17 protein-coding genes and 1 pseudogene are annotated in these 24,164 nt (G+C 69.5%); 6 read left to right on the top strand and 12 right to left on the bottom strand.

Going from position 1 to position 24,164, the window contains the following annotated elements:
* On the bottom strand, positions 1–543 hold the full coding sequence (locus WME97_RS38695; RefSeq protein WP_437545131.1) for a hypothetical protein: 543 nt from the start codon (positions 541–543) through the stop codon (positions 1–3).
* Positions 544–817: 274 nt separating this feature from the next.
* A pseudogene (locus tag WME97_RS38690) lies at positions 818–1,231 on the bottom strand (carboxyl transferase domain-containing protein); the annotation flags it as partial.
* A 694-nt stretch (positions 1,232–1,925) separates the two neighbouring features.
* Between WME97_RS38690 and WME97_RS38685 the strand changes: the two are divergent.
* Positions 1,926–4,586 carry a protein kinase domain-containing protein gene (locus tag WME97_RS38685; protein WP_437545129.1) on the top strand — a complete coding sequence of 887 codons (2,661 nt, stop codon included), beginning with the start codon at positions 1,926–1,928 and terminating at the stop codon, positions 4,584–4,586.
* Between the two features lie 9 nt (positions 4,587–4,595).
* Here WME97_RS38685 and WME97_RS38680 read toward each other — a convergent pair whose 3' ends face one another.
* The 3 genes from WME97_RS38680 to pyrH all read right to left on the bottom strand — a co-directional run bounded on the left by WME97_RS38680 (position 4,596) and on the right by pyrH (position 7,773).
* A complete protein-coding gene (locus tag WME97_RS38680) occupies positions 4,596–5,831 on the bottom strand; it encodes a KamA family radical SAM protein (RefSeq protein ID WP_437545127.1) in 1,236 nt (411 codons plus the stop codon).
* Complete coding sequence (locus WME97_RS38675) at positions 5,818–6,894, bottom strand: peptidylprolyl isomerase (protein ID WP_437545125.1); 1,077 nt, start codon at positions 6,892–6,894, stop codon at positions 5,818–5,820. Before WME97_RS38675 ends, WME97_RS38680 begins: the two co-directional genes overlap by 14 nt.
* Before the next feature lie 117 nt (positions 6,895–7,011).
* Positions 7,012–7,773: a UMP kinase gene (gene pyrH, locus WME97_RS38670; protein ID WP_080599110.1), complete on the bottom strand. Its 762-nt coding sequence runs from the start codon at positions 7,771–7,773 to the stop codon at positions 7,012–7,014.
* Positions 7,774–7,991: 218 nt separating this feature from the next.
* Here pyrH and rpoZ point away from each other — a divergent pair, with 218 nt between their 5' ends.
* Both rpoZ and WME97_RS38660 read left to right on the top strand, forming a co-directional pair.
* Entirely contained in the window at positions 7,992–8,234 is a 243-nt protein-coding gene (gene rpoZ / locus WME97_RS38665) for a DNA-directed RNA polymerase subunit omega (RefSeq protein WP_044966694.1), read from the top strand.
* Between the two features lie 108 nt (positions 8,235–8,342).
* The gene (locus tag WME97_RS38660) at positions 8,343–9,230 is read left to right on the top strand and encodes a class I SAM-dependent methyltransferase (RefSeq protein ID WP_437545123.1); all 888 of its coding nucleotides are present in this window, start codon (positions 8,343–8,345) and stop codon (positions 9,228–9,230) included.
* A gap of 170 nt (positions 9,231–9,400) precedes the next feature.
* Here the strand turns inward: WME97_RS38660 and WME97_RS38655 are convergent, their stop codons facing one another.
* Entirely contained in the window at positions 9,401–10,138 is a 738-nt protein-coding gene (locus WME97_RS38655) for a metallophosphoesterase family protein (protein ID WP_012239864.1), read from the bottom strand.
* Between the two features lie 364 nt (positions 10,139–10,502).
* Between WME97_RS38655 and WME97_RS38650 the strand changes: the two genes are divergently transcribed.
* Both WME97_RS38650 and tssM read left to right on the top strand, forming a co-directional pair.
* On the top strand, positions 10,503–11,195 hold the full coding sequence (locus tag WME97_RS38650; protein WP_437545121.1) for a hypothetical protein: 693 nt from the start codon (positions 10,503–10,505) through the stop codon (positions 11,193–11,195).
* Between the two features lie 93 nt (positions 11,196–11,288).
* A complete protein-coding gene (gene tssM / locus WME97_RS38645; RefSeq protein WP_437545119.1) occupies positions 11,289–14,204 on the top strand; it encodes a type VI secretion system membrane subunit TssM in 2,916 nt (971 codons plus the stop codon).
* 15 nt (positions 14,205–14,219) lie between these two features.
* On the opposite strand, the gene rimI is transcribed toward tssM, so the two are convergent.
* The 6 genes from rimI to WME97_RS38615 all read right to left on the bottom strand — a co-directional run bounded on the left by rimI (position 14,220) and on the right by WME97_RS38615 (position 19,447).
* Positions 14,220–14,744, bottom strand: coding sequence for a ribosomal protein S18-alanine N-acetyltransferase (rimI, locus tag WME97_RS38640; RefSeq protein WP_437545117.1), 525 nt, complete (start codon positions 14,742–14,744; stop codon positions 14,220–14,222).
* Positions 14,741–15,949 carry a vWA domain-containing protein gene (locus WME97_RS38635; RefSeq protein WP_437545115.1) on the bottom strand — a complete coding sequence of 403 codons (1,209 nt, stop codon included), beginning with the start codon at positions 15,947–15,949 and terminating at the stop codon, positions 14,741–14,743. The genes rimI and WME97_RS38635 overlap by 4 nt, the downstream gene beginning before the upstream one ends.
* A gap of 62 nt (positions 15,950–16,011) precedes the next feature.
* A complete protein-coding gene (alr, locus tag WME97_RS38630; RefSeq protein ID WP_437545113.1) occupies positions 16,012–17,292 on the bottom strand; it encodes an alanine racemase in 1,281 nt (426 codons plus the stop codon).
* Between the two features lie 99 nt (positions 17,293–17,391).
* Positions 17,392–17,979 (bottom strand): hypothetical protein, encoded by a 588-nt coding sequence (locus WME97_RS38625; RefSeq protein WP_437545112.1) that lies wholly within the window; start codon positions 17,977–17,979, stop codon positions 17,392–17,394.
* Between the two features lie 383 nt (positions 17,980–18,362).
* Entirely contained in the window at positions 18,363–18,953 is a 591-nt protein-coding gene (locus tag WME97_RS38620; protein WP_012239857.1) for a GTP-binding protein, read from the bottom strand.
* Positions 18,954–18,964: 11 nt separating this feature from the next.
* Positions 18,965–19,447 carry a roadblock/LC7 domain-containing protein gene (locus WME97_RS38615; protein WP_012239856.1) on the bottom strand — a complete coding sequence of 161 codons (483 nt, stop codon included), beginning with the start codon at positions 19,445–19,447 and terminating at the stop codon, positions 18,965–18,967.
* Positions 19,448–20,203: 756 nt separating this feature from the next.
* On the opposite strand from WME97_RS38615, the gene WME97_RS38610 reads away from it, so the two are divergent.
* Positions 20,204–24,013: a DUF3857 domain-containing protein gene (locus tag WME97_RS38610; protein ID WP_437545110.1), complete on the top strand. Its 3,810-nt coding sequence runs from the start codon at positions 20,204–20,206 to the stop codon at positions 24,011–24,013.
* Positions 24,014–24,164 lie beyond the last annotated feature (151 nt).

Here is a 24,164-nt window from a genome sequence, read left to right as displayed (position 1 = left end):
TCACAGGCCACATACCGGCTCTCCGGCGGCATCGCAGCTCTCGGCGCACTCCTCGCAAACAGTGCACGTGATGAGGGCGTCGTAGGCCTCGACCCCGGCCGCGTTGTCCGTGCGGCACGTCTCGATGCACGTGGCCGGGTCTTCCTCCGCGGCGCATTCAGCGATACACACCACCACGTCAATACAATCGTCGCTGTCCACGCAGCCCTGGTGGACCTCTTTGCACGGCCCATCGACGGCGCACTTGTAGCAGCCCTTATTCGTGTCGCGGCCGCACGTGTCCTCGGTGTCATCACAGGTCGGGGTACCCGTCGAGGAAGTGCTCGTGGCGCTCGCGCCTCCTTCTCCGCCGGCGCCGCCGCTGCCGCCATTGCCGCCGTTGCCGCCGTTGCCGCCGCCGTTGCCGCCGCCGCCGCCGCCAGAGCTGCTGCTCCCGCTGCTGCTGGTGGTGGTGCTGGAGCCCGACGACGTGGTGCCGTCGTCACCGCAGGCCACGAGGGCGCAGCCGGAAATCAAAACCGCAGCGAATACCCAAGATTTCATGCTCAATACCTCCACAGAACCCAACCGACCCTTCATTCGTGTACTCGGCGCCCCCCCAACGCTCGGCATGCCTGCCAAACCACCCGTTTCCTGCGACCGGTCCCCGGGTGCACCTGTGCAGATCGTCGGTCAGAGAGAAGCATCGCGCGTGGAGTTCAAAGAAAAACAGCCACGCAAGTCGTTTCTACACGCTCGGGATCGGCCGCGCAACGGCGTCGCTCGCCCCAGCACCCACCTGCCGTGGCGCTCTAAGCGGTTTGCTCGCCGATCTCTCCAAGAGCACGGCTCTCGCGAGCTCCCAGCTACCGCAAAATTCTGCTAAAGCGGGATGTTTGATGTGCTTGGAGGCCATGACGTCGTAAGCGCCGCCGCAGGCCTTGCGGGTGATCACCGTCGCCTCGAGCGCGGTGGCTCCGGCCAACGTATAGAGGAGCTTCGCTCCATGAGCGATGATCCCGCCCTATTCCTGGTCGAGCCCCGGGAGGAAGCCGGGCACGTCGAACGTGACGAGCAGGATAATGAAGCAGTCGCAGGAGCGGACGAAGCGCGCCGCCTCGATGTCGAGGCAGCCGGCGAGCACCTGAGGCTGGTTCGCGACACCGATGGGCGTGTCCCCGATCCGGGCGAGCTCGACCACGATGTTCTGCGCAAAGCGCTCGTGGATCTCGAGGCGGCGGCCGTCGTCGACCCCGGCGCCCCACCATGCCCCCCGGAGGGATCGAGATCCCGCCGCGCGCGACCGCGCGCAGCCATGGCAGGGCGACGACCCCTTGCAGCCTGTACGACAAGGGAGCGAGGCCGGCGGAAACGTGCGAACCGTGCGAAACATGCGAAACGCGCGCGACGTGGAGACCTGGGGACGTGCGAGGCGCGCGGGATCTGCGACGAAAAGTGACCGCGGTCCTCGAGCGGCTCCGCCCTACTCTCTTGCGCGGGCGAGGGGACACCACGTACGCTGAGCGGCGCTCAGCTGCCGATGGTAAATGCAGGAATTCCCGATACGTAGACCATCTGAAGACCGGGACGCGGGGGCCGCCATCGCCGCTGCGGACCCGCCGCGCCGCGACTTCGAACGGGGCAGCTCGGGCCGGCGTGGCAGCAGAGCGGTCGCCTGCCACGGCAACTGACGTGCGGCGCCTCGTGAGATGCGCACGGAACAGCGTCACCGGCAGCCCTCGATCGTTCGCGGGAGCGCCACGCGCTCCTGGCTCGCGGCGCCTTGCGCTCGACGGCCTCAGCGTGGCCTTCCGCCTCGCGTCGCAGGGTGAGATCGTTTCGGACGAGAGGTCGCTCGAGTGAAGCTCGCTCAGACTCGTGAGGCTCGTGCCCTGGCCGTCGCCGCCGTGGCGCGAGGGCTCATCGAGCCCAACGCCCTTTGGGATATGGCTTGCCGATGGACCCTCGGCGGCGCGTCGACGCCCCAGGAGCTCTTCGAGGGGATCCTCACGCCGGAGCAGCTGGCGGCGCTGCCGGAGCTGCTCGCGCAGGAGGGCCGCAGCCCGCCCGTCGCGCGCGCCCTCTCGCCGCAGAGCGAGGACGAGGACGCGCTGCGCTTCGATACGCAGCGGGAGATCGACCTGCCAGGAGAGGACGTCGGGGCCGATTTCCCGACGCTCGCGACCTCCGCCACGCGCGCCGTGAACTCCGGCGGCACCCGGTACGAGGTGGGCGAGGCGCTCGGGGCCGGGGGCGCCGGGAAGGTGGTGAAGGCGCGCGATCGGGAGATCGGGCGCGTTGTCGCGCTGAAGACCTTGAAGCCGGGGGCCGAGGAGGACTCCGCGGTAGGCAACCGCTTCCGGACCGAGGCGCGGATCACGGCCCAGCTCGAGCACCCGAACATCATCCCGGTCTACGACCTCGGCACGCTGCCGAACGGCCAGCCGTACTACTCCATGCGGGTCGTCAAGCGGCAGAGCCTGCAGAACGTGCTGACGAACCCCGAGCTCCGCAGGCAATGGCCGCTCGTCCGGCTCATCGGCGCGTTCGTGCAGATCTCCCGGGCGCTGGCCTACGCGCACCGGCGAGGCGTCGCCCACCGCGACATCAAGCCGGAGAACGTGCTGCTCGGCGACTACGGCGAGGTCTACCTGGGCGACTGGGGCAACGCGAAGCTGCTCGCGAGGGCGGAGGTGAGCGAGCCGATCTCCATCGATCCGAGCGGGCAGGACTTCGGCCGGAGGCGGCACGAGGCGATCGCGAGCGCGCTCTCGGGCACGCCCGGCTACATCGCGCCCGAGCAGATCCGAGGGGACCACGCGCGGATCGATCACCGCGCGGACATCTTCGCGCTCGGCGTGGTGCTCTACGAGATCCTCACCGGCGAGCACCCGTTCGACGCGCCGACCGTCCTCGCCGTGATCCTCGCGACGCAGACGCGCGACCCCAGGCCGCCGCGCTCGATCGCGCCGAGCTGCCCGCTGCTGCTCGAGGACCTCTGCCTGGCGATGCTCGCGAAGGATCCTGATCAGCGGCCGCCGACCGCCGACCGCGTCGCGGCGGAGGCGGAGGCGTTCCTCGAGGGCGCCAAGGAGCGGATGCGCCGCCGCGAGGAGGCCATCAAGCTCTGTGAGCTCGCCAAGGCCCCGCTCGAGCGTGACCGGCGGCTCGACGGCGAGCGCGAGCGGCTCGTCGAGGAGGCGCGGCGGCTGCTCAAGGACGTGAAGGAGTACGAGGCGATCGAGCGCAAGCGGGCGGGGTGGCAGCTCGAGGACAGGGCCGCCGGGGTCGAGCGCGAGCAGGCGCGCGCCGCGGCGGAGGCGATCGATCTCTATACGAAGGCGCTGGCGTACGATCCGGACCTGGTCGAGGCGCGCGCCGGGCTCGCGGACCTCTACTGGTCGCGCGCGGTGCGGGCGGACCAGGAGCACCAGCACGCGGCGCGCATCTACCACGAGGCGCTCGTGGCGGAGTTCGACGTGGGCCGCTACGCCGCGCTGCTCACCGCCGATTCGGTCCTCTCGTTCGACTCGTCGCCGCCCGGCGCGAGCGTCGTCGCGTACCGTTACGTCGAGAAGGATCGCATCCTCGTGGCGAGCGACGAGCGCTCGCTCGGCCGCACCCCGCTCCGCGAGGTGCACCTCAAGCCCGGCAGCTACCTCTTCATCCTGAAGCGCGCCGGCTGCCGGGACGTGCGCTACCCGCTGCTGCTCAAGCGGGGCACCCACCACCGCGTCGAGGTGAACCTCTACACCGACGCGGAGATCGGCGAGGGGTTCGTGTACATCCCGGGGGGGACCTTCATCGCCGGCGGCGACGCGCACGCCTACGATCCGCTCCGCCGCGCCGAGCTCCACGTCCCCGACGTCGCGATCGCGAAGTTCCCCGTCACCTTCCGCGAGTATTGCGAGTTCCTGAACGAGCTCGAGACGCGCGATCTCGACCTCGCGCTCAAGCGCGCGCCGCACGGGACGCGCGGCTCCGAGGGCTACGTCGCGCGGCCCGCCAGCAGCGGCGGCTGGGAGCCGTTGCCCAGCGTGGTCGAGGGCGACGCGCAGAAGCGGTTCCCGGCGGAGGAAGGGCACCTCTGGAACCTGCCGGTCATCCTCATCGACTGGTTCGACGCCGTGGCCTACTGCCGTTTCCGGAGCGAGCGCGACGGGATCGAGATCCGACTGCCCACCGAGCTGGAGTGGGAGAAGGCGGCTCGAGGGACCGACGGCCGGTTCTACCCGTGGGGAGATCACTTCGACCCGACGTTCTGTCTGATGCGCTCGTCGCGGCCGTTCCTGGCGCAGCCAGAGCCGGTAGGGACCTTTCCCATCGACAGCTCGCCCTACGGCGTGCGCGACATGGCGGGCGGCGTGCGCGAGTGGGTCGCCGACGTGAACGGCGAGAGATCGTGGGCGGAGACGTCGGGTGAGCTCGAATCGGCCGCCGACGCCGGCGGAGACGCGCCGCCTTGGCGCATCGCCCGCTCCGGGAGCTGGGCCGCGGACTCGCAGCAGTGCAGGAGCGCGTCGCGCACCCGCTTCTTCGGGATCGCGCGGGCGCTGAACCTGTCGTTCCGGGTCGCGAAGCCGCTCTCGCGGGGCCCGGGTCGCTGAGCGGGCGGCTCAGCCGCCAGACCCCGCCGGGGGGTCGACGTACTCGACCTCGACGCCGCGGTGCGTGCGGAGGACGGTGCGCCCCGGCCGACGGTCGACGACGTAGTCGGGCCCGATGGGCACCTTGCCCATCCCGCCGGGCGTATCCACGATCAGCTTCGGCAGCGCGATGCCGGTGAGCCGGCCCTGGAGCTGCTCCATGAGGGAGACGCCGGTCGCGAGCGGCGTGCGCAGGTGCGCCGTGCCGCGCACGGGGTCCATCTGGAGCAGGTAATAGGGGCGCACCCGCCAGCGCACGAGACCCCGGAAGAGCGTGGCCAGCGTCGTCGCGTCGTCGTTGATGCCGCGCAGCAGCACGGTCTGGTTCATGACGGGGAAGCCGTGATCCGCGAGGCGCTTGCACGCGCGCTCGGCGGCGGGCGTGAGCTCCTTCGGGTGGTTGAAGTGCGTCATCACCCAGAGCGGGTGATACGGCTTGAGCGCGCGCACGAGCTCCGCGGTGATCCGCTGCGGCAGCGTGACCGGCACGCGCGTCGCGATCCGGATCGTCTCCACGCTCTGGATCTGCCGCAGCCGCGCGATGAGCCGCACCACGCGGTCCGTCGAGACGGCGAGGGGGTCGCCGCCGCTCACGATGACATCGCGCACTTCCGGGTGCGCCTCGAGGTACGCCATCGCCGGCGCGAGGCGCTCGAGCGCCACCGCGCCGCCGCCGTCGCCGACCATGCGTGATCGGGTGCAGAAGCGGCAGTAGACGGCGCAGCGGTCGGTCGCGAGGAGCAGCGCGCGATCCGGGTACCGCTGCACGAGGTGGGGCGCGACCTCGTGCGCGACCTCGCCGAGGGGGTCGACCAGATCGCCGGGCACCTCGGCGGCCTCGTCGGCGAGCGGCACGCACTGCCGGCGGATCGGGCACGCCGGATCGCCGTTGTCGCAGAGGCTCAGGTAATAGGGGGTGACGCGGATGGGCAGCCCCGCCTTTTCGGCGCGCCTGGCGCCAGCGAGCTCCTCCGGCGTCAGCGACAGCGCCCGGTGGAGCTCGTCGGCGCTCGAGAGCGCGTGACGCAGCTGCCATGTCCAGTCGCTCTTCCGCGTCTTCACGCGGGCTGGTCGCGCTTCCTGCTGCGCGCTCGCGGCGAGCGGCCCCGGTCGCTCCGGCAGCGCGACGGCGCGGGCGTTCGCGCCTTCCTCGCCGGGTCGCCGGGCGAGCCGCGCGGCGGCGACGAGCTCGCTACTTGCCCGCATCGCTCGACGGCGCCGCGACAGCGCCGGACTGCTCCGGCTGTGGCGTGCGGGGCTTCGTGGGATCGGGCTGCGCCGCGCTCCCGGTCTGCATGAGCTGCTCCGGCACCTTGACGGAGGAGAGCGCCGCCTCATTGATCTCGACGGGGAACTTCTTCCGCAGCTCGTCCTCGAGAGCGCGCTCCTGGTCCTGCATCTTCTGCTGGAGGAGCGCGACCCGGATCGAGCGCTCGGCCTCCGCGAACTCGCGCCGGTGCCCGCTGGTGAGCCCGTTCAGGCGGACGATGAAGAACCGTCCGTCGGCCTCGACGACCTCCTCGCCGACCGCACCCACGCCGCCGATGCGAAAGGTGGCCGCGCGGACCGGCTCTGGGACGCGGGGGTGGGCGCCGCGCGGATCGCCGGGCGGGCTGACGATGCCGAGCTCTCCGGCGAGATCGAGCGGCGGGGCCGCGCTCTTGTCCTTCGGCGCCGTGAGCGAGTGCTTGAGGAAGAGCTCACCCCACGCGCCGCTGCTCCCGGCCTTCTGCGCCTCCTTGAGGACCTTCTCCCCGAGCGCTCGGTCGCCGACGACGATGGCGGCGACGCGCCTGCGCTCGGGCTCGCTGAACTTGTCGGCGTTCGCCTCGTAGTACGCGCGCACCTCGGACGCGGGGATGTCGGCCGGCGCGGGCAGGCCCTTTCGCGCCCGGGCGATCATCGCCTCGCGGAGGATCTGCCGGATCGTGTCCTCGACCGCGGGGTCCTTGTCGAGGCCTCGGCGCCGGGCTTCCAGCGCGAGCAGCTCCGCGTCGATGAGCTCGCTGAGCAGCTCGCGGCGCCGCTCCTTCGTCTGGTACCGGAGCCGATCGAACTGGTCCATTCGCTCCAGCGTCCTGCCGAAGTCGCCCAGCGTGATCACCCGGTCCCCGACCTTCGCGAGCACGCGCGCCGACTGCTCGGCGGTGAGGCCGAAGACCGGATCTCCCGCGTCCGAGGGGACCTGGAGGGCGGGCTCATCGCAGCCCGCGACGAGCGCGACGAGCGAGATGGCGAGCAGGGGTCGGCGCACCGGAGCTCGGGTCATTGCTGGCTCGGGGTCTAGCACGGTTTCCGCGTGGCTCGAGGTCGCAGCGCCTCGTTCGGGCTGGCGCGTCGGCGGACGCCTCGGGTCGTCGCGCGCGCTGAGCGCTCGAACGCGCGCTCAGTCGACGATCGTGCCGATCTCTTCGCCCCTGCAGACGCGGAGGATGTTGCCGCGGGTCATGAGCTTGAACACCCGGATGGGCATCTTGTTCTCGCGGCAGAGCGTGACCGCCGTCGAGTCCATGACCCCGATCCTGTCGGCGAGGAAGCGGTCGTAGCTCAGGTGCGCGAACATCTGCGCGCCTTCGTGGCGCACGGGATCGCGGTCGTAGATGCCTTCGACCTTGGTCGCCTTGAACAGCGCCTGCGCCTGGATCTCCATGGCCCGCAGCGCTGCCGCCGTATCGGTCGAGAAGAACGGGTTGCCCGTGCCCGCGGCGAAGATGACGATGCTGCCCTTCTCCAGGTGCCGCATCGCCCTGCGGCGGATGTACGGCTCGGCGACCTGCCGGATCTCGATCGCGGTCATCACGCGCGTCGGCACGCCCGTCTTCTCGAGCGCGTCCTGGAGGGCGAGCGCGTTGATGACGGTGGCGAGCATGCCCATGTAGTCGCTCTGGGAGCGGTCCATCCCCGCGCTCGCGCCCTTCAGCCCGCGGAAGATGTTGCCGCCGCCCACGACGACCCCGATCTGCACCCCCATCCGCTGGAGCTCGGCGACCTCGCCGGCCACGTGGTGGAGCGTCTCGGGACGAATGCCGAACCCCCCTTCCTCGCCGCAGAGCGCCTCGCCGCTCAGCTTGAGCACGATGCGGCGGTACTTCAGCCCGGGGGCCGGACGAGGGGGAGGGGGAAGGAGAGAGTCCTGGTCAGCGGCCACGGTGCGACCTCGTAGCCGGGACCTGCGTGGAGGGCAACGAACAACGTGAACCATCGCTCGGGCGAAGCGGCAGCGCGCGCCGCAAAGGAGGAAGAGCGGGAGGCAGAACCAGAGCAAGCAGAGGAAGCAGAGGAAGCAGAGGCAACGGAGCAGGAAGGCCTGCCGGGGCGGCATGCGCCTTGCGCTTGCTGGGGCGGGGAGCTAGTCTCGGGCCCCCTATGGCGCGTGTGACTGTGGAAGACTGCCTCGAGCGCGAGGAAAACCGTTTCGCTCTCGTCGTGCTCGCGGCCAACCGGACGCGGCAGCTCATGAAGGGCTCGGACGCTCTCGTGAAGACGAAGAACAAGCCTGCCGTGACCAGCCTCCGAGAGATCGCGGCAGGCAAGGTGCACTTCCACCGGAGCTCCCACGAGGTCGTCTCCGAGTGGCTCCAGCAGATGAACGCTGGCGGCCAGCGCTGATGCCGCATCGGAAGGGCGCGCGTCCGGTGATGCGTGCCTCCGTAGGGGCTCGGTTCCGCAGCTCGCTCCCGTCACCGTGCCAGCGCTGCGCTTGATCTGTTGCCTCGCATGAGCGGGATGGCCACGAGGCGGCCGGCGCGCGTTTCGGGCTCCGGCCAGCGTCGCGATCCGGAGCTCGAAGCAGGGACGTCGGCTCACTACGAGGATCCGGCGTACTACGCGAAGACGTACGCGCGCCGTAAGGATGACGTCCGCTACTACGTCGACCTCGCCGTCGCGTCTGCGGGGCCGGTGCTCGAGTACGGCTGCGGCAACGGGCGGATCACGCTGCCTGTCGCGAGGGCGGGGGTCCAGATCACCGGGGTGGACCTGTCGGCGCCGATGCTCGGCGATCTGCGCGCGCAGCTTGGACGCGAGCCGCGCGGTGTCTCCTCTCGCGTGAGCCTCCGGCGGGGCGACATGCGGGCGCTGCGGCTGGGGCGCCGCTTTCCGCTCGTGATCTGCCCGTTCAACGCCTTCTTGCACCTGTACACGCGCGTCGATGTGGAGCGGTTCCTCGCGCGAGCGCGCGAGCATCTGACGCCGAAGGGCGAGCTCGTCTTCGACGTTTCCATGCCCGAGCCGGCAGAGCTCGCGCGAGATCCGGATCGCGCCTATGCCACGCCGCGGTTCCGGTACCCCACGAAGGATGGCCCTGGCGAGTTCGTCCGGTACACGGAGCGGTTCGACTACGACAAGGTCCGGCAGATCCTGTTCGTCTCCATGGAGTTCTCGCCCGTCGACGGCGGCGAGCGCTGGATGACGCCGCTCGCCCATCGTCAGTTCTACCCGCAGGAGCTCGAAGCCTTGCTCCACTACAACGGCTTCGAGCTCACGGAGCTCCGCAGCGATTTCTCCGCGGAGCCGCCCGACAACCAGACGAGCATGCTGCTCTATCATTGCCGGCCACGCCGTTCTGCCAGGGCTCGCCGCCCTGGACATGACGGGGGCCGCTGAAGGGGCGCGGCACCGGCGCGCAAACGCTCGGCGCCTGCTGCGCCTCGCGCCGCCGTGTGGTGGCGCCCGGTCGGCATCAGGCCATGCGCGACGTGTCCGCGCACGAGCGCGCGCGTGCCCCTTGGTGCTGCCGCACCGAGCGTGCGCCAGTGCCGCCGTTGCCTGGAGTCTCAGACGCCGATGTAGAGGCGGTGGGCGAAGTTGCGCTCGAGTTTGGCGCGCAGCACCTTCTCCGCCGCTGTCTCGATATCGTACTCGACGCGCTTGAACTCGAAGCGCTTCGTGTCGCTGTCGTAGACCGTGTAGCTCGCGCGGTTGTCGTAGTCCCGCGGCTGTCCCACCGAGCCGACGCTCACGATGTACTTGCGACCCTGCTCAAGCTGGAAGTCGACCGCAGGGAGCTCCTCGACGCTGTTCGGCGTGAGCGCGAACACCTTGCAGAGGTGGGAGTGGCCGATCAGCGTGATGTGACCGAGCTCGTTCCACATCGGGAGGCATTCGCGCGCCTGCTCGGGGGCGAAGATGTACTCGAACTCTTCGAGCCGGACGGGCGAGCCATGGCAGAGGTCGACGTTGATGTCCGTCAACTTCTCCTGGTACGTCAGGCTCCGGAGCCAGGCTGCGTTCTCGGAGGACAGCATCGCAGCGTGGGTGTCGAGCGCTTGCCGGGCGGCCTCGTAGTAATACGAGTAATCCATCCGACCCGCGACGGCCGCGTCGTGGTTGCCGAGGATCGTCTTCTTGGCCACCTTGCGGACGAGATCGGCGCACTCGTTCGGCGAGCCGCCGTAGCCGACCGTATCCCCGAGGCAGTAGTAAACGTCGATACGTTCGTGGCGGTAGGACTCGAGCACAGCGCTGAGCGCCTCGTAGTTGGCGTGCGTATCGCTGAAAATCCCGAGTCTCATTTCGACGCGAGGGCGGAGCTTAGCACGAAGGCCTCGACTTCCGTTAGGAATTCAAACCTGGAGCCACGGATGGGCTGGTCGGACCGGCACCGAGCTTTGTCGGCTCGCTGGCGTTGTGTCGGCTGGCTCGTTGGTTCCGCTGGATCCGGCGGAACCAGCAGGTCCGTCAGTTCCGTAAGTTCCGCCAATTCCGTCGATCTCGTCAGCTTTGTCCGCTCCGACGGAGCGTGCTTCCGCTGCGCCCGGGGATCTGCAGAGGACGATCGAGGGCCGGACACGGTCCTTGCGGAGCTTGCCGAGGCGCTCCCAGCACGAGCACGTTGACGAGCGGCCACCCGCACCGGAGAAGAATAGCGTGGAGCCCATGAATACCAAACAGAACGGTGCAGGGACGTCTCCGATTTCTGCGGAGCGGCCGGCCGAGTCTGCGCTGTCCGCTGCAGCTGTCGAACCTGTCGCGCCGCCGCCGTCCACCGTGGAGGATCTCGCCGAGGGGTGCGTGCGGTTTGTGGAGCGCGCCCTCGGCGTACGGCTTGACTATCGGCCGGAGACCTTGCCCGTGCTCGACCACTACCTCGAGCAGGCGCGTGGTGCGACGTCGGAGCGGGTCGAGGCCTTGCCGATGATCGCGCACATGGCAGGCGCTTACTTCGGCGAGGTGATCCGGCGCCGGCACGCGTCGTGGTGGCGCCTGGATGGCGAGGATCCGACCTACTGGCAGGTGCAGTTCGGCTCGGTTTACCTCGCGTTCAGCCCCGTCCTCTTCGTGCGCGAGGCGCTCACACGCGGAGATCGGGCCGACGCCGCGCTGGACCTTGCAGAGGACTCCCTGAGCGGCGATCCGGCGGCGCTGGAGCTGGAGGACGACGATCGCGAGGCGGTCGCGGCCAGGCTCGCGGAGCTGCCGTCGGTCTCGGAAAACGAGTACTACGCCCCCTCGACGCGGCTCGAGGTGATCGACATCGCCGTGGACGCGATCCGTTCGCGTCGGCTCGCGGCCGGCGAGGAGACCGACACCGCGCTCGATCCGAGCGACTACGAGCGCGGCGGCGACTGACGCGGGTATCGCGGCGCGCGGTCCGCCCACGCTCGCTCGGAGGCGCCGCGTGGACGTGCTCCGGAAGCGGCGACCGGTGGTATCGTCGCTTCCGTGTTGTGGGTCCTCTTCGGGCTGTTGTTCCTCATCTCGTGGGCGGCGTACTTCACGTTCGACCTGCCCACCGCGATCCCGATCGCGACGAGCGTCGTCATCGCGCTCGCCGCGATCGCGCTCTTCGTGTACCGCCGGATCAACGCGCGCCGCGCAGCGTCTGCGCTTGAGCGGGCCATCGTCCAGCAGGGAGCGCAGCAGGCGCTCAACGCGCGGCCCGAGCGCCGCGCCGAGATCCAGGAGCTCCAGCGGCAGGTCCAGGGCGGCATCAGCGCCCTGAAGAGCTCGAAGCTCGGCAAGGGGAAGGAGCACGGCAACGCCGCGCTCTACTCGCTGCCCTGGTACGTCATCATCGGCCCGCCCGGGGCGGGGAAGACGACGGCGTTGAAGCACTCCGGCCTCGTCTTCCCGTACGCGCACCCGAGCAACGGCGGCGGCGTGCGCGGCGTCGGCGGCACGCGCAACTGCGACTGGTGGTTCACCAACGAGGCGATCCTCCTCGACACCGCGGGGCGCTACACGACGGAGCAGGACGACCACGAGGAGTGGATCGCGTTCCTGCAGATGCTCCTCAAGCACCGCGCCCGCCGCCCGCTCAACGGCATCCTGGTCGCCGTGAGCGTGGCGGACCTCATCGACGCGAGCGAGCAGCAAGTCGAGCTGATGGGGAAGAAGCTCCGCGCGCGCATCGACGAGGTGATGACGCAGCTCCACATGGTGCTGCCCGTCTACCTCCTGTTCACGAAGTGCGACCTCATCGCGGGCTTCTCGGAGTTCTTCGGCGACATGCGCAAGAGCGACCGCGCGCAGGCGTGGGGAGCGACGCTCAAGCTGAGCGCGGACAAGGCCGACCCGGGGAGGCTCTTCGACGCCGAGTTCGACGCCCTGGCGAGGCAGATCCACGCCCGCTCGCTGAAGCGGCTCGTGATGGAGCGCAGCCGCGAGGCGCGCGAGCGCGTCTACCAGTTCCCGCTCGAGTTCTCGGGTATCCGGCGGAACCTCTCCGATCTGGTCTCGACCGTCTTCATGGTCAACGCGTTCCAGGGGACGCCCATCTTTCGCGGCTTCTACTTCACGAGCGGCACGCAGGAGGGGAGGCCGCTCGACAGGGTCCTCCAGCGCATGGGCCAGGCGATGGGGATCCGCACGCACGAGGCCGCGGCGCAGCAGAACGTGGAGTCGAAGAGCTACTTCCTCCACGACGTCTTCATGAACGTCGTCTTCCCGGATGGGGACATCGCCGCCAGGAGCGCGAGCGAGATCCGGCGTCAGCGGCTCGTTCGCGGCGCGATCAGCGCGGCGGCCGCGGCGCTCGGGGTCATCCTCGCGATCCCCAGCGTGGTGTCGTTCGCCAACAACCGCGCGTTCCTGCGCGACGTGGAGGCGGACGCGCGCACCGTCAGCGCGCTCCGATGGGAGGACACGCGACCCCTCTCGGAGAAGCTCGCCGCGCTGCGGCCTGCGCTGGATCGGCTGAAGGAGATCGACAAGGCGCGCGAGGAGGGGCCGCCGGACGGGAAGGGGTGGACGATGTTCCAGGGCGAGACGGTGTACCCGCCGCTCGTGCACGTCTACGTCGCCAGCCTCCAGAACGGCTTCGTGATCCCGTGCAAGCAGCGGCTCGAGGATCGCCTCAAGCTCGCGAAGGGCGACCACTACCTCCGCGAGCGGAACGACCTCAAGCTTTACCTGATGCTGAGCGACGTCGAGCACCTCGACGTTCCGTGGGCGAAGGACAGGTTCACCTCGCTCTGGGCCGAGGTGCTGCGGGCGACCTCGAACCTCACCGAGACCGAGCTGAAGAAGCAGCTCGAGCGGCACGTCGAGTACTACCTGACGCTCATCAAGGAGAAGCGGGTCACGCCGATCGCGCGCAAGGAGGATCTGGTCGCGAGCGTGCGCGCGACGCTCCAGGCCGTGCCGCCGCGGAAGCGGTACTACGACTTCTTCGTCAACGCGATCATCGAGGAGAAGTACGACGAGACGGGTGATAACAGCCGCGCCAACCGCAAGTACCCTCCGCACACGCTCGGCGACATGTTCGCCGACCGTCCCGCCGTGCTGAAGATCATCGGCAGCAAGCTGTACGCGAAGGAGAAGCGCTGGAAGGAGGTGGACGGTCCGTACACCGAGAGGGGGCACTTCGCGGTGCTCGAGAGGCTCGAGAGCGGCGCCGACAGCTTGATGGCTGAGCGGTGGGTCGTGGACCTCGCGCCCGGCGAGGAGGCCTCGATCAACAAGAACCTGGACGGCCTCGCGGCCGACTACGACGTCAGCTACATCGCCCAGTGGACCGACTGGATGGCGGACCTCACCGTGCGGGTCCCGGCCAACCTGAAGGAGGCGAAGGAGACGTACCAGGCGCTCACCCAGGCGGATTACCCCTACCTCCGCATCCTCCGCGCTCTCGAGGACAACACGCAGTGGAAGCGGGATCTTAGCGCGATCGAGGACTCGGCCCTGGCCAAGCGGGGGAAGGAGTACCTCGATCGAAAGATCGAGCAGAAGACGAGGCTGAAGGTCCCCGTCAACGTGAAGCTCATAAGAAACCGAGCGAGCTCGGTGCCGGATGAGTTCAAGCGGACCGTCGAGTTCGGCGTGCCTGCCGCGCCGAGCGGCTCGGCGCCGATCACGGACACGCCCCTGGCTAGGTACATCTCGTTGCTCAGCGCTCTTCGCGACGAGATCCAGCGCCTCGAGGATCTGAACCCCAACGTCGACGCGCGCCTCATGGCCGATCGTTTGGTCGAGGCGACGCGACAGGCCGACGCGCTCCTCCAGCCCTTCGACGAGCGGGCCAAGACGCTGCTCCGGCCGCTGCTGCTCACCCCGATGCAGGTGGTGGCGGCGCGGCTGCCGCCGCTCGCCGCGGTGTCTCGCTTTCCCGCGGCGGCGCCTGCTGCGGGCCCGCGCTGAGCCACGCGGCGCGGTTCAGATCTCGATGCGGATCTCGTCCCGGCCTGGTTGCACCGCGCCGGTCGCTGGATCGAGCGTGAGCACCATCTCGATCGCGTCCTCGCCGTTGTCGCTGTAGTACCGAGGGCGCACCCCCATCGCGGTGAAGCCGAGCTTCCGGTAGAGCCGGATCGCTGCCCGGTTCGAGCGGCGCACCTCGAGCAGGATCAGCCGCACTTGCTGCTGCCGTGCATACTCGAGCGATCGATTCATCAACGCCGTCGCGAGCCCGCGCCGCCGCGCGGCCGGGCAGGTGGCCACGTTCAGCACGTGGAGCTCGTCGGCGACGTGCCACGCGATGAGGAACGCGAGCGCGCGCCGCTCTTCGCGCGCGACCCAGCAGCGCGTCCAGGGGCGGCGCAGCTCTTCTCGCGCGGAGAATTGCGGCACGTCGAAGGCCGCGGACGCGACCGCGTCGATCTCGTCGAGCGCAGCGTCGTCCGCAGCGTCGGCCGTCAGCTGGCTCAGCGAGGCCGAGGGCCTCGTCGCGTCGCGCTTCACCTCGCCACCTCCGTGGGACAGCCGGAGACGATCTGGACTTGCCCCACCCGCCCGCTCTTGAGCTTCTTGCAGGCTCCCCCGAGGAGCTCGACGACCGCGGGCGACTTCCAGCGCCAGCCGTTCTCCGGGTCGTAGGCGACCAGCTCGTCGTCCAGGTAGACGTTCGTCTGTCCTGCCTCGGGAGGCGGATCGACCAGGTCGAATTCGCAGGAGACGACGATGCTGGCGATCTTCGAGAGGACGTTCCCCAGCGTGTCGAGGTTGTCCACCTTGAAGTAGAACGGGCTCACGAACTGCGCCGCGCCGCCGGCGAGCGCCATCTGGTCGAGGACATCGCCGTAGAACTCGCTCCCCGGGATGCCGACGACATAGACCTCGATCCCGCTCGCCGCGAGCCGCTCGATCGCGGCGACCGTATCGTCGCGATCGAGGCACCCTTCGGGGCCCGAGGGGCCCAAGGGCGAGCAGCAGTTCTCCTCGGGGTCGGGGCACTGCTGTTCGATGTTGGCGATGCACCCGTCCGCCTCGCAACTCGCCGAGCTGTTGCAGTTCGGACCGCCGTCGGTCGCGAGCACGACGATGGTCTTGCCGGGGAGCTCGACGAGCTTCGGCGTCAGCGCCGCGAGCGTCGCCGCGGTAGGCGTGCCGCCGAGGGGCGCGGCCCGCGTCGCCGCGCGGAACCGCGATGTCGTCGTCGAGCCCTCCTGTCCCTCTGCGAAGGGAGCCCCCGGCGTGACAGCGAACACCTCGCCGCCTGGCCTGCACGGCGCCTCGTCGGTCGCGTCCAGGGGGAACACGGCGGCGCCGACGTTGATCAGCGGGCCCAGGTTGCGCACGAGGTCGACCGCGGCGTCACGGACCCGGTCGTATCGGGTCGCGTTCGAGCTCGAGGAGGCGGGGCTGAGCATGCTGCCCGACGCATCGAGGACGAAGTAGATGTTCGGCGCTTCGGCGATCTCGACCTGGTGGATCCGGTTGCCGCAGAGCCCACCCGCATCCGCGGCCGGTGGTCCGCTCGGGTCTTCGGTGTCCGGATCGAACCCGTCCTCCGGCTCTTGCGCCTCCTGACCGGCGCCGCTGCGCGGACGCTGCTTCGTGACCTCGTCCTCGCATGCGGTCATCGCCGCGCCGCCGAGCGCGAGCGCGGCTCCGATGCAGAAGAGCACGCCGCTGGCGCCGGCTCGCTGCTTCACGGCCGTCTTCATGGCGAGCAGCGTATCACGCCCGCTCGAGCCGGCAGCGCCAGCGCGGGCGCCGCCGCGCGCGTTCAGGGCTCGCGGTAGAACCTGGGCACGCGGCGCGAGATGCTGGTCAGCACCTCCCAGGCGATCGTCCCCGTGAGCCCCGCGATCTCTTCGGCGCTGATCGTGCCGCGCCCGAGCGGCCCGTCCTGCGTTCCGAGGAACACCACCTCATCTCCCAGGCGTGCTCCCGGTACATCCGTCACGTCGAGCATCGTGAGATCCATCGACACGGCGCCCGCGATCGGCGCGCGTTGACCGCGCACGAGGGCGGCCCCGCGGTTCGAGAGCTGGCGGCTCAGGCCGTCGGCGTACCCCATCGGCACGGTGGCCACGACGCTCTCCCGGGAAGCTTGCCAGGTGTGGCCGTAGCCGATCCTGTCGCCCTTCGCGATCGTGCGCAGCGCGACGATCTCGCTGCGCACCCGGATGACCGGCTTGAGGTCGGGCGCGAGCCCCGCGCACGGCGATATTCCGAAGAGCGCGACCCCCGGACGGACGATGTCGAGCCACGCCGCAGGGAGGCGCAGCATCGCCGCGCTGTTCGAGGCGTGCCGCACCCGCGGCGTGAGGCCGAAGCTCTTCGCTCGCTGCTCGATCTCCCCGAAGAGGCGCATCTGCTCGATCGTCACGCCGAGATCGTCGGCGTCCGCGCAGGCGAGGTGGGTCATGAGCCCGTCGAGCTTCACCTCCGGGTGCTTGGCGAGCGTCGCGAGCACCGCCTCGATCTCCGAGCTCGCGGCCCCGAGCCGTCCCATGCCGGTGTCGACCTTGAGATGGACGCCCACGCGACCGCGCTGCTCGATCCGCACCACGCTCGCGAGGCGCTCGATCTGGCCGGCGTCGTAGACGACGGGCACGAGATCGCGCGCGATGATCTCCTCGAACCCGTCGCGCCGCGGGCCGTAGTAGCCGCCCATGACGAGGATGGGCAGCCGGATGCCGGCGTCTCGCAGCTCGATGGCCTCCTCGAGCAACGCGACGCACAGGCCGGGGATCCCTGCGCGCTCGAGCGTCCGTGCGACCGCTGGCGCGCCGTGGCCGTACGCATCGGCCTTGAGCACCCCCCAGATCTGCGGCTTCGTCGCGCCGGTCAGCCCTCGCTCGAGGACGCGCAGGTTGTGCCGTAGGTGCGCGAGGTTCACCTCGGCGCGGGTCGGCCGCACGGCGTCCGCGGGCGCCGCTCGCCGTGGCCGCAGCACCCGCATGGGACCTGCGCTCGCGCCGAGCCCCTCGAGGGGCGACGCCGCGCCGTTGCGATCAGGAGTCGTGCTGCTGAGCTCTTTGGGCGCGTGCGAAGCGGACATCGTGTACGCCGATAGCCCTACGCTCGATCGCGGGTCAAGATTCCAGGCCATCTTGGTGTGACAAGGTGAGGCATCTGCGCGGAGAGCAGACGACGTCGATCAGAAGCAGCGACGCATGCACCGCGTGTACTTGCCGGAGCATCCTTTTTCGCAGGCGGCGGATTTGCAGTCGTCCTGGCATTCCTTCCAGTCCGTCTGACACGACGCGCTGCACTTCGCTCCCGGCGGTGCAACCTCCTCCGCGGTGCTCGACGCCGAGGCCGCAGCGCCGCCGTCGTTCGCGTCTGGGTCTGCGTGGGCCTCTGCCATGGCCGCCGGCGCGGCCACGTCGGCGGTCAGGAGCCTGGGCGGCGGAGCGAGCGCGCTGGTCGGCTCAGGCACGGCAGGGGCTCGGCTGCTCGGCGGAGTCCACTCGCCTTCGTCAAAATCACTGGCGTGGCTGAGCTGCCCGGCCCGCAGCGTGGCGTACTCCACACGGTCGCGCGTCTGGCCGAACGTACAGAACTGAAGCCACTCGTCCCAGCACGCGCGCCGCAGGGTCGGCTTGACGTCGGCCAGCGAGTCAAGCGCCATGCAGTGCTCGAAGCGTACGTCCCCCTCGTAGACCGCGTTGATGCTCGCGCCGCACGCGGTCACCGAGGCGGCGGCTAGGCAGAGGAGGGTCCTGAACCGCACGTCGTAGAACACCGATAGCAGAAAAGCTCGGCCCTGGTGCCGGGGCCCGTCCTATCCGCCGCGAACCTGTCGGTCGCCCGGTCGAGCTGCTCTCCGGTTGAACTTTGCCTTGTGATGCCGTACGTTGCCGCCCCTTCGCACCGGCGGCGGCGGCACGACGCCCCCGCGCCGGGCGCCTCAACGGAGCCTGTTCATGTTCCTCATGTTGTCGAAAGGTCCTCGGAAGACCACGCGCTCCAAGTCGAAGCGCCACCGGTCCAAGCTGAAGGCGAAGAACCGCAACCGGCGCAACCGCATCTACCAGCGCGCCTGATTGTTGCGCCGAGCGCGAGCGAGTCCACGGACTCGCTCGCTGCGCGTTCTTCGAGCCAATCTTTGGGGCCGGCCCTTGGAACCTAGGGGCCGCCCTTCTTCAGCTCGGTCAGCACCAGCTTGGCGACCGCCTTGAGCGTGTCGAACACCCCGACGCCGGTCCGCGCGACCCCCTCGAAATCGGGGACGTTCGTCGGGTTGAGCAGCGAGCGGAGCTCCTCGACGGTGCCGATCTCCGGCAGATCCCGCTTGTTGTACTGGATGACGTACGGGATCTTGTCCAGCGAGTAGCCCTGCTCGGCCAGGTTCGTGCGGAGGTTCTCCACCGACTCCTGGTTCGCCTCGATGCGGCCGAGCTGAGAGTCTGCCACGAAGACCACGCCGTCGACGCCTTTCAGGATGAGCTTGCGGCTCGCGTCGTAGAAGACCTGCCCCGGCACCGTGTACAGGTGGAACCGCGTCTTGAAGCCGCGGATCTCGCCCAGCGCGAGCGGGAGGAAGTCGAAGAAGAGTGTCCGGTCGGTCTCCGTGGCGAGGGAGATCATCTTCCCCTTCGCGTCCGGGTTGGTGCGCTCATAGATGTACTGCAGGTTCGTCGTCTTGCCGCAGAGACCCGGGCCGTAATAGACGATCTTGCAGTTGATCTCGCGCGCCATGTAATTGATGAAGCTCATCGACCGCGCTCCTAGTCGTTGAAGAGGTTGTCGATGTCCTCGTCGGTGATCTCGGCGAACGGCGAGTCGGCGCCCGGCTCCTGCACCTTCTTGAGCAGCGCTTCGAAGATGTGGTTGAGCTCCTCGCTCGCCTTTCGCACCCGGAGCCTCACCAACCCGAGGCTCGACTTTGAGTCGAAGATCACCACGAGGATGACGCGGTTCCCGACCAGCTGGATGTGGATGTTCGCCTTTTCACCCTCGTGGAACTGAGTGGCGAACTCGTTCTCCTTGAGGAGCTTCGCCATCCCGCCCGTAGCGGCGATGTTCCCCGCCGTCAGCGAGGCGAGCGACGTGGTGTCGAGGTTGTCGACGTCTCCGCTCGCGGCGATCAGTTGCCCGTTTTTGTCAACGATGAAGACGACCTTCGCATTGGCGTCCTTGACGAGGCGATCCACCACGCTCTGGATCTGATTGAATTCCTCCTCGTACATCACCATCTGAGGGTTGACCATCGTTCCTCCGCCAGCGCTCTCGCGATGGGGCCCTGGGCATTGCGGGCTCTGTCGCCCTTGTCATCACCGGGCGCCGCACGTGCGGTCCCCGACCATCGTCATCCAACTGGCTTCCCGCTGCGCGGGCTTGCCTTACCACCGGTACCACGTTCGCGGCGTGACGCTCGCTGCCTTGGGACTTGCATGGCTGGTTCGCAGCGCGCAGTGCGGCTGCTCCTCGACCGTGCACCCGTACATCTTGGGACGTTTCTATCCGAAGCAGGTGCGGCGGAGCAAGGCGGCCCTTTCTGGAAGTTGGAGGATCGCACAGCCGAACCTCGCCGAGCCTTGCCGGACCCCGACGGAGCTCGCTCCCCCTGCCCCCAGGGGAGGCTTGGTTCCGGACCTTTTCCAGGCGCCTGTCTGCCCCGGTCTCCCAGAAGGCCTGCATGGTAAATATCGAAAATTGCTATTGTTTTCTGTTGTTGAATGCGGTCGGGCGGCGCTGCGCCCTCCTCCGGGGGCGCTGGTGTGGGGCGCGCTGCGTGTCATCGCTCTGTACCCGGCAGAAGATCGACAAAATTCGCGGGATCGGCGCGCGCGGCGCGGCGAGCTCATGAAGGTGCGGCCCGATGAACGCGGCCCGGGGGACGACCTCCTGCCGGCGTGCGTTCCGCCGGCTCGTGGGCAGCTCCCCCTTGACCTCGGCCGGTGCGACGCGTCTGCAGCCATGGCTTGTGCTTGACCGATGGCTTCGGCCACGGGATAGCGCCTCGGATGCGTGACGTGCTCAGCCGGGCCGAGCCCCGTGAGATCGAGCTCAACCCGGGGACGACGAGGGGGCGCTCCTTCTGCGCGCTCACCGTGGGGACGGCGGTTTTGGCGTGCGCCATGTCGCTCGGCGCCGACGCGCGCGCGGAGCTCGGCGCGGTTCACCCTGAGGTGCTCTCCGCGCACGCGGCTGTCCGCGCGGCGAGGGGCCCCGAGGTCTACGCCGCGTTACGTGAGCTCTGGCGCACGTGGGACCGCGCGGACCCGACCCAGGTCGAGGAGGCGATCGCGTCGATCGCTGAGGCCGGCGCGACCAGCGCGCCCACCCAGGTCTATGCGGAGCTCCTCTCGGCGTACGCGCGCAGGCGTCGAGGTGATCTCGACGGAGCGGTCGCGAGGATCCAGAAGCTCGGGTTCATCGGCCGCTGGGCGACGATCGGACCGTTCGACAACGAGAACAAGGGGGGCTTCGAGCGGGCGTTCGGGCCCGAGGAAGATCTCGAGCAGCCGATGGCTGCGGGCAGGACGTACGACGGCAAGGCGCGCGCGGTCCGCTGGCGCGTGCCCCCCGAGGCGCCGCAGTACGGGTGGTTTGATTTCGGCGACTTCATTCGTCCGGTGGAGAGCGTCTGCGGCTACGCGACGACGTTCGTCCGCGCAAAGGCCGGGACGCGCGCTCCCCGGCCGATCTCGATCTGGGTCGGGGCAGACGGGGCGTTCAAGCTGTTCTGGAACGGCGCGAAGGTCCTGGCCGATCCGGGGTACCGCGAGCTCGACATCGATCGGTTCGCCGCGCCGGTGACGCTGCGGCCCGGCTACAACCGCCTGACGGTCAAGGTCTGCGGAGGCGCGTCGGCGCCCAAGTTCGCGCTGCGCATCGGCAACGAGAAGGGGGCGCCGGATCTCGATCTGGATGTGACCTCGGACATCGGAACCCAGGTCACGGCGCCTCAGGGGGAAGTCGCTGACGCGAGGCGCGCGGGCGGGGCGCGGGCGCAGGCCGGAGGGCCAACCTCCGGCGCGAAGCTCGCCGCGCGCGCGGCTGCGATCGAGGGGCCGATGCAGGCGTTCGAGCGAGCCGCGAGCGCCGCTCGGCCTTCGCCCGCCGTGCTGGAGGCGTTCGCGCGGTACCTCATGCTCACCGGCGGCGACGCCGAGGGGGAGCACAGAGCGCGCGATCTCGCGCGGCGCTCCGCCGAGGCCGAGCCGAGCGTGCGTCGCTACCTTCTCGCCGGTCAACTCTCCGAGGACAGGAACCAGCAGCGCGCGTGGATCGAGCGCGCCGCCGCGCTCGCGGGCGGTCGTGAGGACATCGACGTCCTGCTCTCGCAGGCTCGGCTCGCGCAGACGAGCCCGAACTGGCGGGAGGCGGCTCCGATCTACGAGCGCATCCTGGCCTCCGATCCCGATCATGTCGTGGCCGTCCTCGGGCTCGTGGACCTCTACGTGGAGGCTGGGCTGAAGCGCACCGCGCTCGCCACGCTGGAGCGGGCGCTCGCGCGCCAGCCGAGCAGCGTCTCGCTCCTCCGCGCCTCGGCGGCGCAGCTGCGCGCGCTCGGGCGCGACACGGAGGCCGCCGAGATGGAGGCGCGCTACGCCGCGCTGCGGTTCGACGACTCGAGCTTCCTTCACCAGCAGGTCGAGCTCGCGGTAGCGCGCCGCGATCCTGCCGGCGCGGAGCGCTGGATCGAGCGCTTCCTCCGCAGCGAGCCGGACTCCGTCTGGGCCCGCACGGTCGCGGCGCGCACGTACCGCGCGCTCGGCCAGGGCGATCGCGCCCTCGCGGCCCATCAGCGCGCGCTCGCCATGGCGCCGGAAGACATCGGAACGCTGCGCGCGCTCTCGGACCTCTACGGCGAGGAGGGAAACCGAGAAGCGCAGCTGGAGATGCTGCAGCAGATCCTGGCGATCAGCCCTCAGGCGAAGGATGTGCGCGAGTACATCGAGCACATCGAGCCGCCGAAGCCGCGCGCCGACGAGGCTTACGCCTGGGCGCCCGACCGCTTCCTCCCGATGCGGCGCAACGCTGACCGGCAGTATCCCAAGCGCACGCTGCGCAACCTGACGGTCACCACCGTCTTCCCGAACGGCCTGGCGAGCCGGTTCCGGCAGGTCGTCTTCCAGCCGCTGACGGACGAGGCTGCGGCGAGCGCCCGGCAGTACGCGTTCGAGTACCAGGCCGATCGCCAGACCGTGAGCCTCCGTGCCGCGAAGGTCTACCGAGCAGACGGCAAGGTCGACGGGGCGATCGAGAGCGGCGAATCAGGGGCGAACAACCCGGCGCTCGCGATGTACACATCGGCGCGCACGTTCTACGTCAGCTTCCCGCGGCTCAACGCCGGCGACGTCGTCGAGCTGCGCTACCGCGTCGATGACGTCAGCCCTCGCAACGAGATCGCCGATCACTTCGGCGAGATCGAGTTCCTCCAGGGGGATGAGCCGATCGCCAGCAGCGAGTACGTGCTGATCACCCCGAAGACGAGGCAGTTCCACCTCTTCGCGTCCGACCTCCCTGGCCTCGTGCGCGAGACCAAGGAGGACGCCGAGCGGCGCATCTTCCGCTTCTCTGCCGCCTCGGTGCCGCCGGTGGCGCCCGAGCCGGCGATGCCCGCGTGGTCCGAGATCCTCGCGCACGTCCACGTCTCGACCTTCAAGACCTGGGACGAGGTCGGCTCCTGGTACTGGGGCCTCGCGCGTGAGCAGTTCGACGTGGATGATGAGGTGCGCAAGCGGGTGCGCGAGATCACGAAGAACCTTGCCGACGATCGGAGCAAGGTCCGCGCGATTTACAAGTACGCGACCGAGACGCGCTACGTGGCGCTCGAGTTCGGCATCGAGGGGATTCGCCCGAGGAGGTGTGCGCAGACGCTCGCTCGTGGGTGGGGCGACTGCAAGGACAAGGCGACGCTGATCGTCACGATGCTCCGCGAGATCGGCATCCCAGCGACGATCGTGCTCGTGCGCACCCGCATGCGAGGCGACATCGGGCCGGAGCCCGCGAGCCTTGCGCCGTTCGACCACGCGATCGCGTACGTGCCGTCGCTCGACCTTTACCTCGACGGAACGGCGGAGCACTCGGGCTCGACCGAGCTTCCGATCATGGATCGCGGAGCGATGGCGCTTCAGATCAACGAAGGCAAGCCGAAGCTCGTTCGTCTCCCGGAGCCTGCTCCCGAGACCTCGGTCGTGCACCGGACCGTCGACATCGCCGTCAGCGCTGACGGATCGGCTCAGCTCGGGGTCGACATCCAGGTGTCCGGCGCATCCGCGCCGGAGTGGCGGACCCGCTACATGGCGGAGGGGACGCGCCGCGACCGCGCTGCTCGTGACCTCGCCACGGACTTCGGGGCGGTCGAGCTGGCCCCTGGGAAGGCCGGGGTCGAGGTGAACGATCTCGAGGACATCGAGCAGCCGGCGAAGCTGCGGGCTCGGGGAAGAGCCGTCGCGCTCGCTCGAAGGGAGGGCGACAGCCTGTCGGTCCCGGCTGTCCCCACGCAGCGCCTCGCCACCGAGTTCGCGTCCCTCTCGGCGCGCACCCGCGACGTGATCATCCCCGCGCTGACCACGCGCCGGGATGAATGGACCCTGCGGATCCCTGCCGGGTGGCGTGTCACGAGGGCGCCGCTGCCCCAGGACGTGGACACCCCCTTCGGCAAGTTCTCGCTCTCGGTCGAGCAGACCGCGGGGAAGATCGTCGTCCGCAGTCAGATCTCCCTCACGAAGTCCCGGATCAAGCCGTCCGAGTACATGGCCTTCCGAACGTTCTGCGAGACGGCGGACCGCGTCTTCGGTCAGCGGGTGGTGTTCGGAAAGTGAGCGCCTGAGTGAGCGACTGAGCGACGCCCTGACCCCCGGCCCTCCGGCGCGCCGACCGGCCCCTAGCCGCTGCCTGGACACTTGACAACCCCACGCCGGATCGCCATAAAGCGCCCCTTCTACGCATCCCTGCGGCGCAGAACAGCCTCTC

This window comes from Sorangium sp. So ce367 (assembly GCF_051520455.1).
Lineage (GTDB): Bacteria > Myxococcota_A > Polyangia > Polyangiales > Polyangiaceae > Sorangium > Sorangium cellulosum_B.
This window is presented reverse-complemented; position numbering and strand designations above follow the sequence as displayed.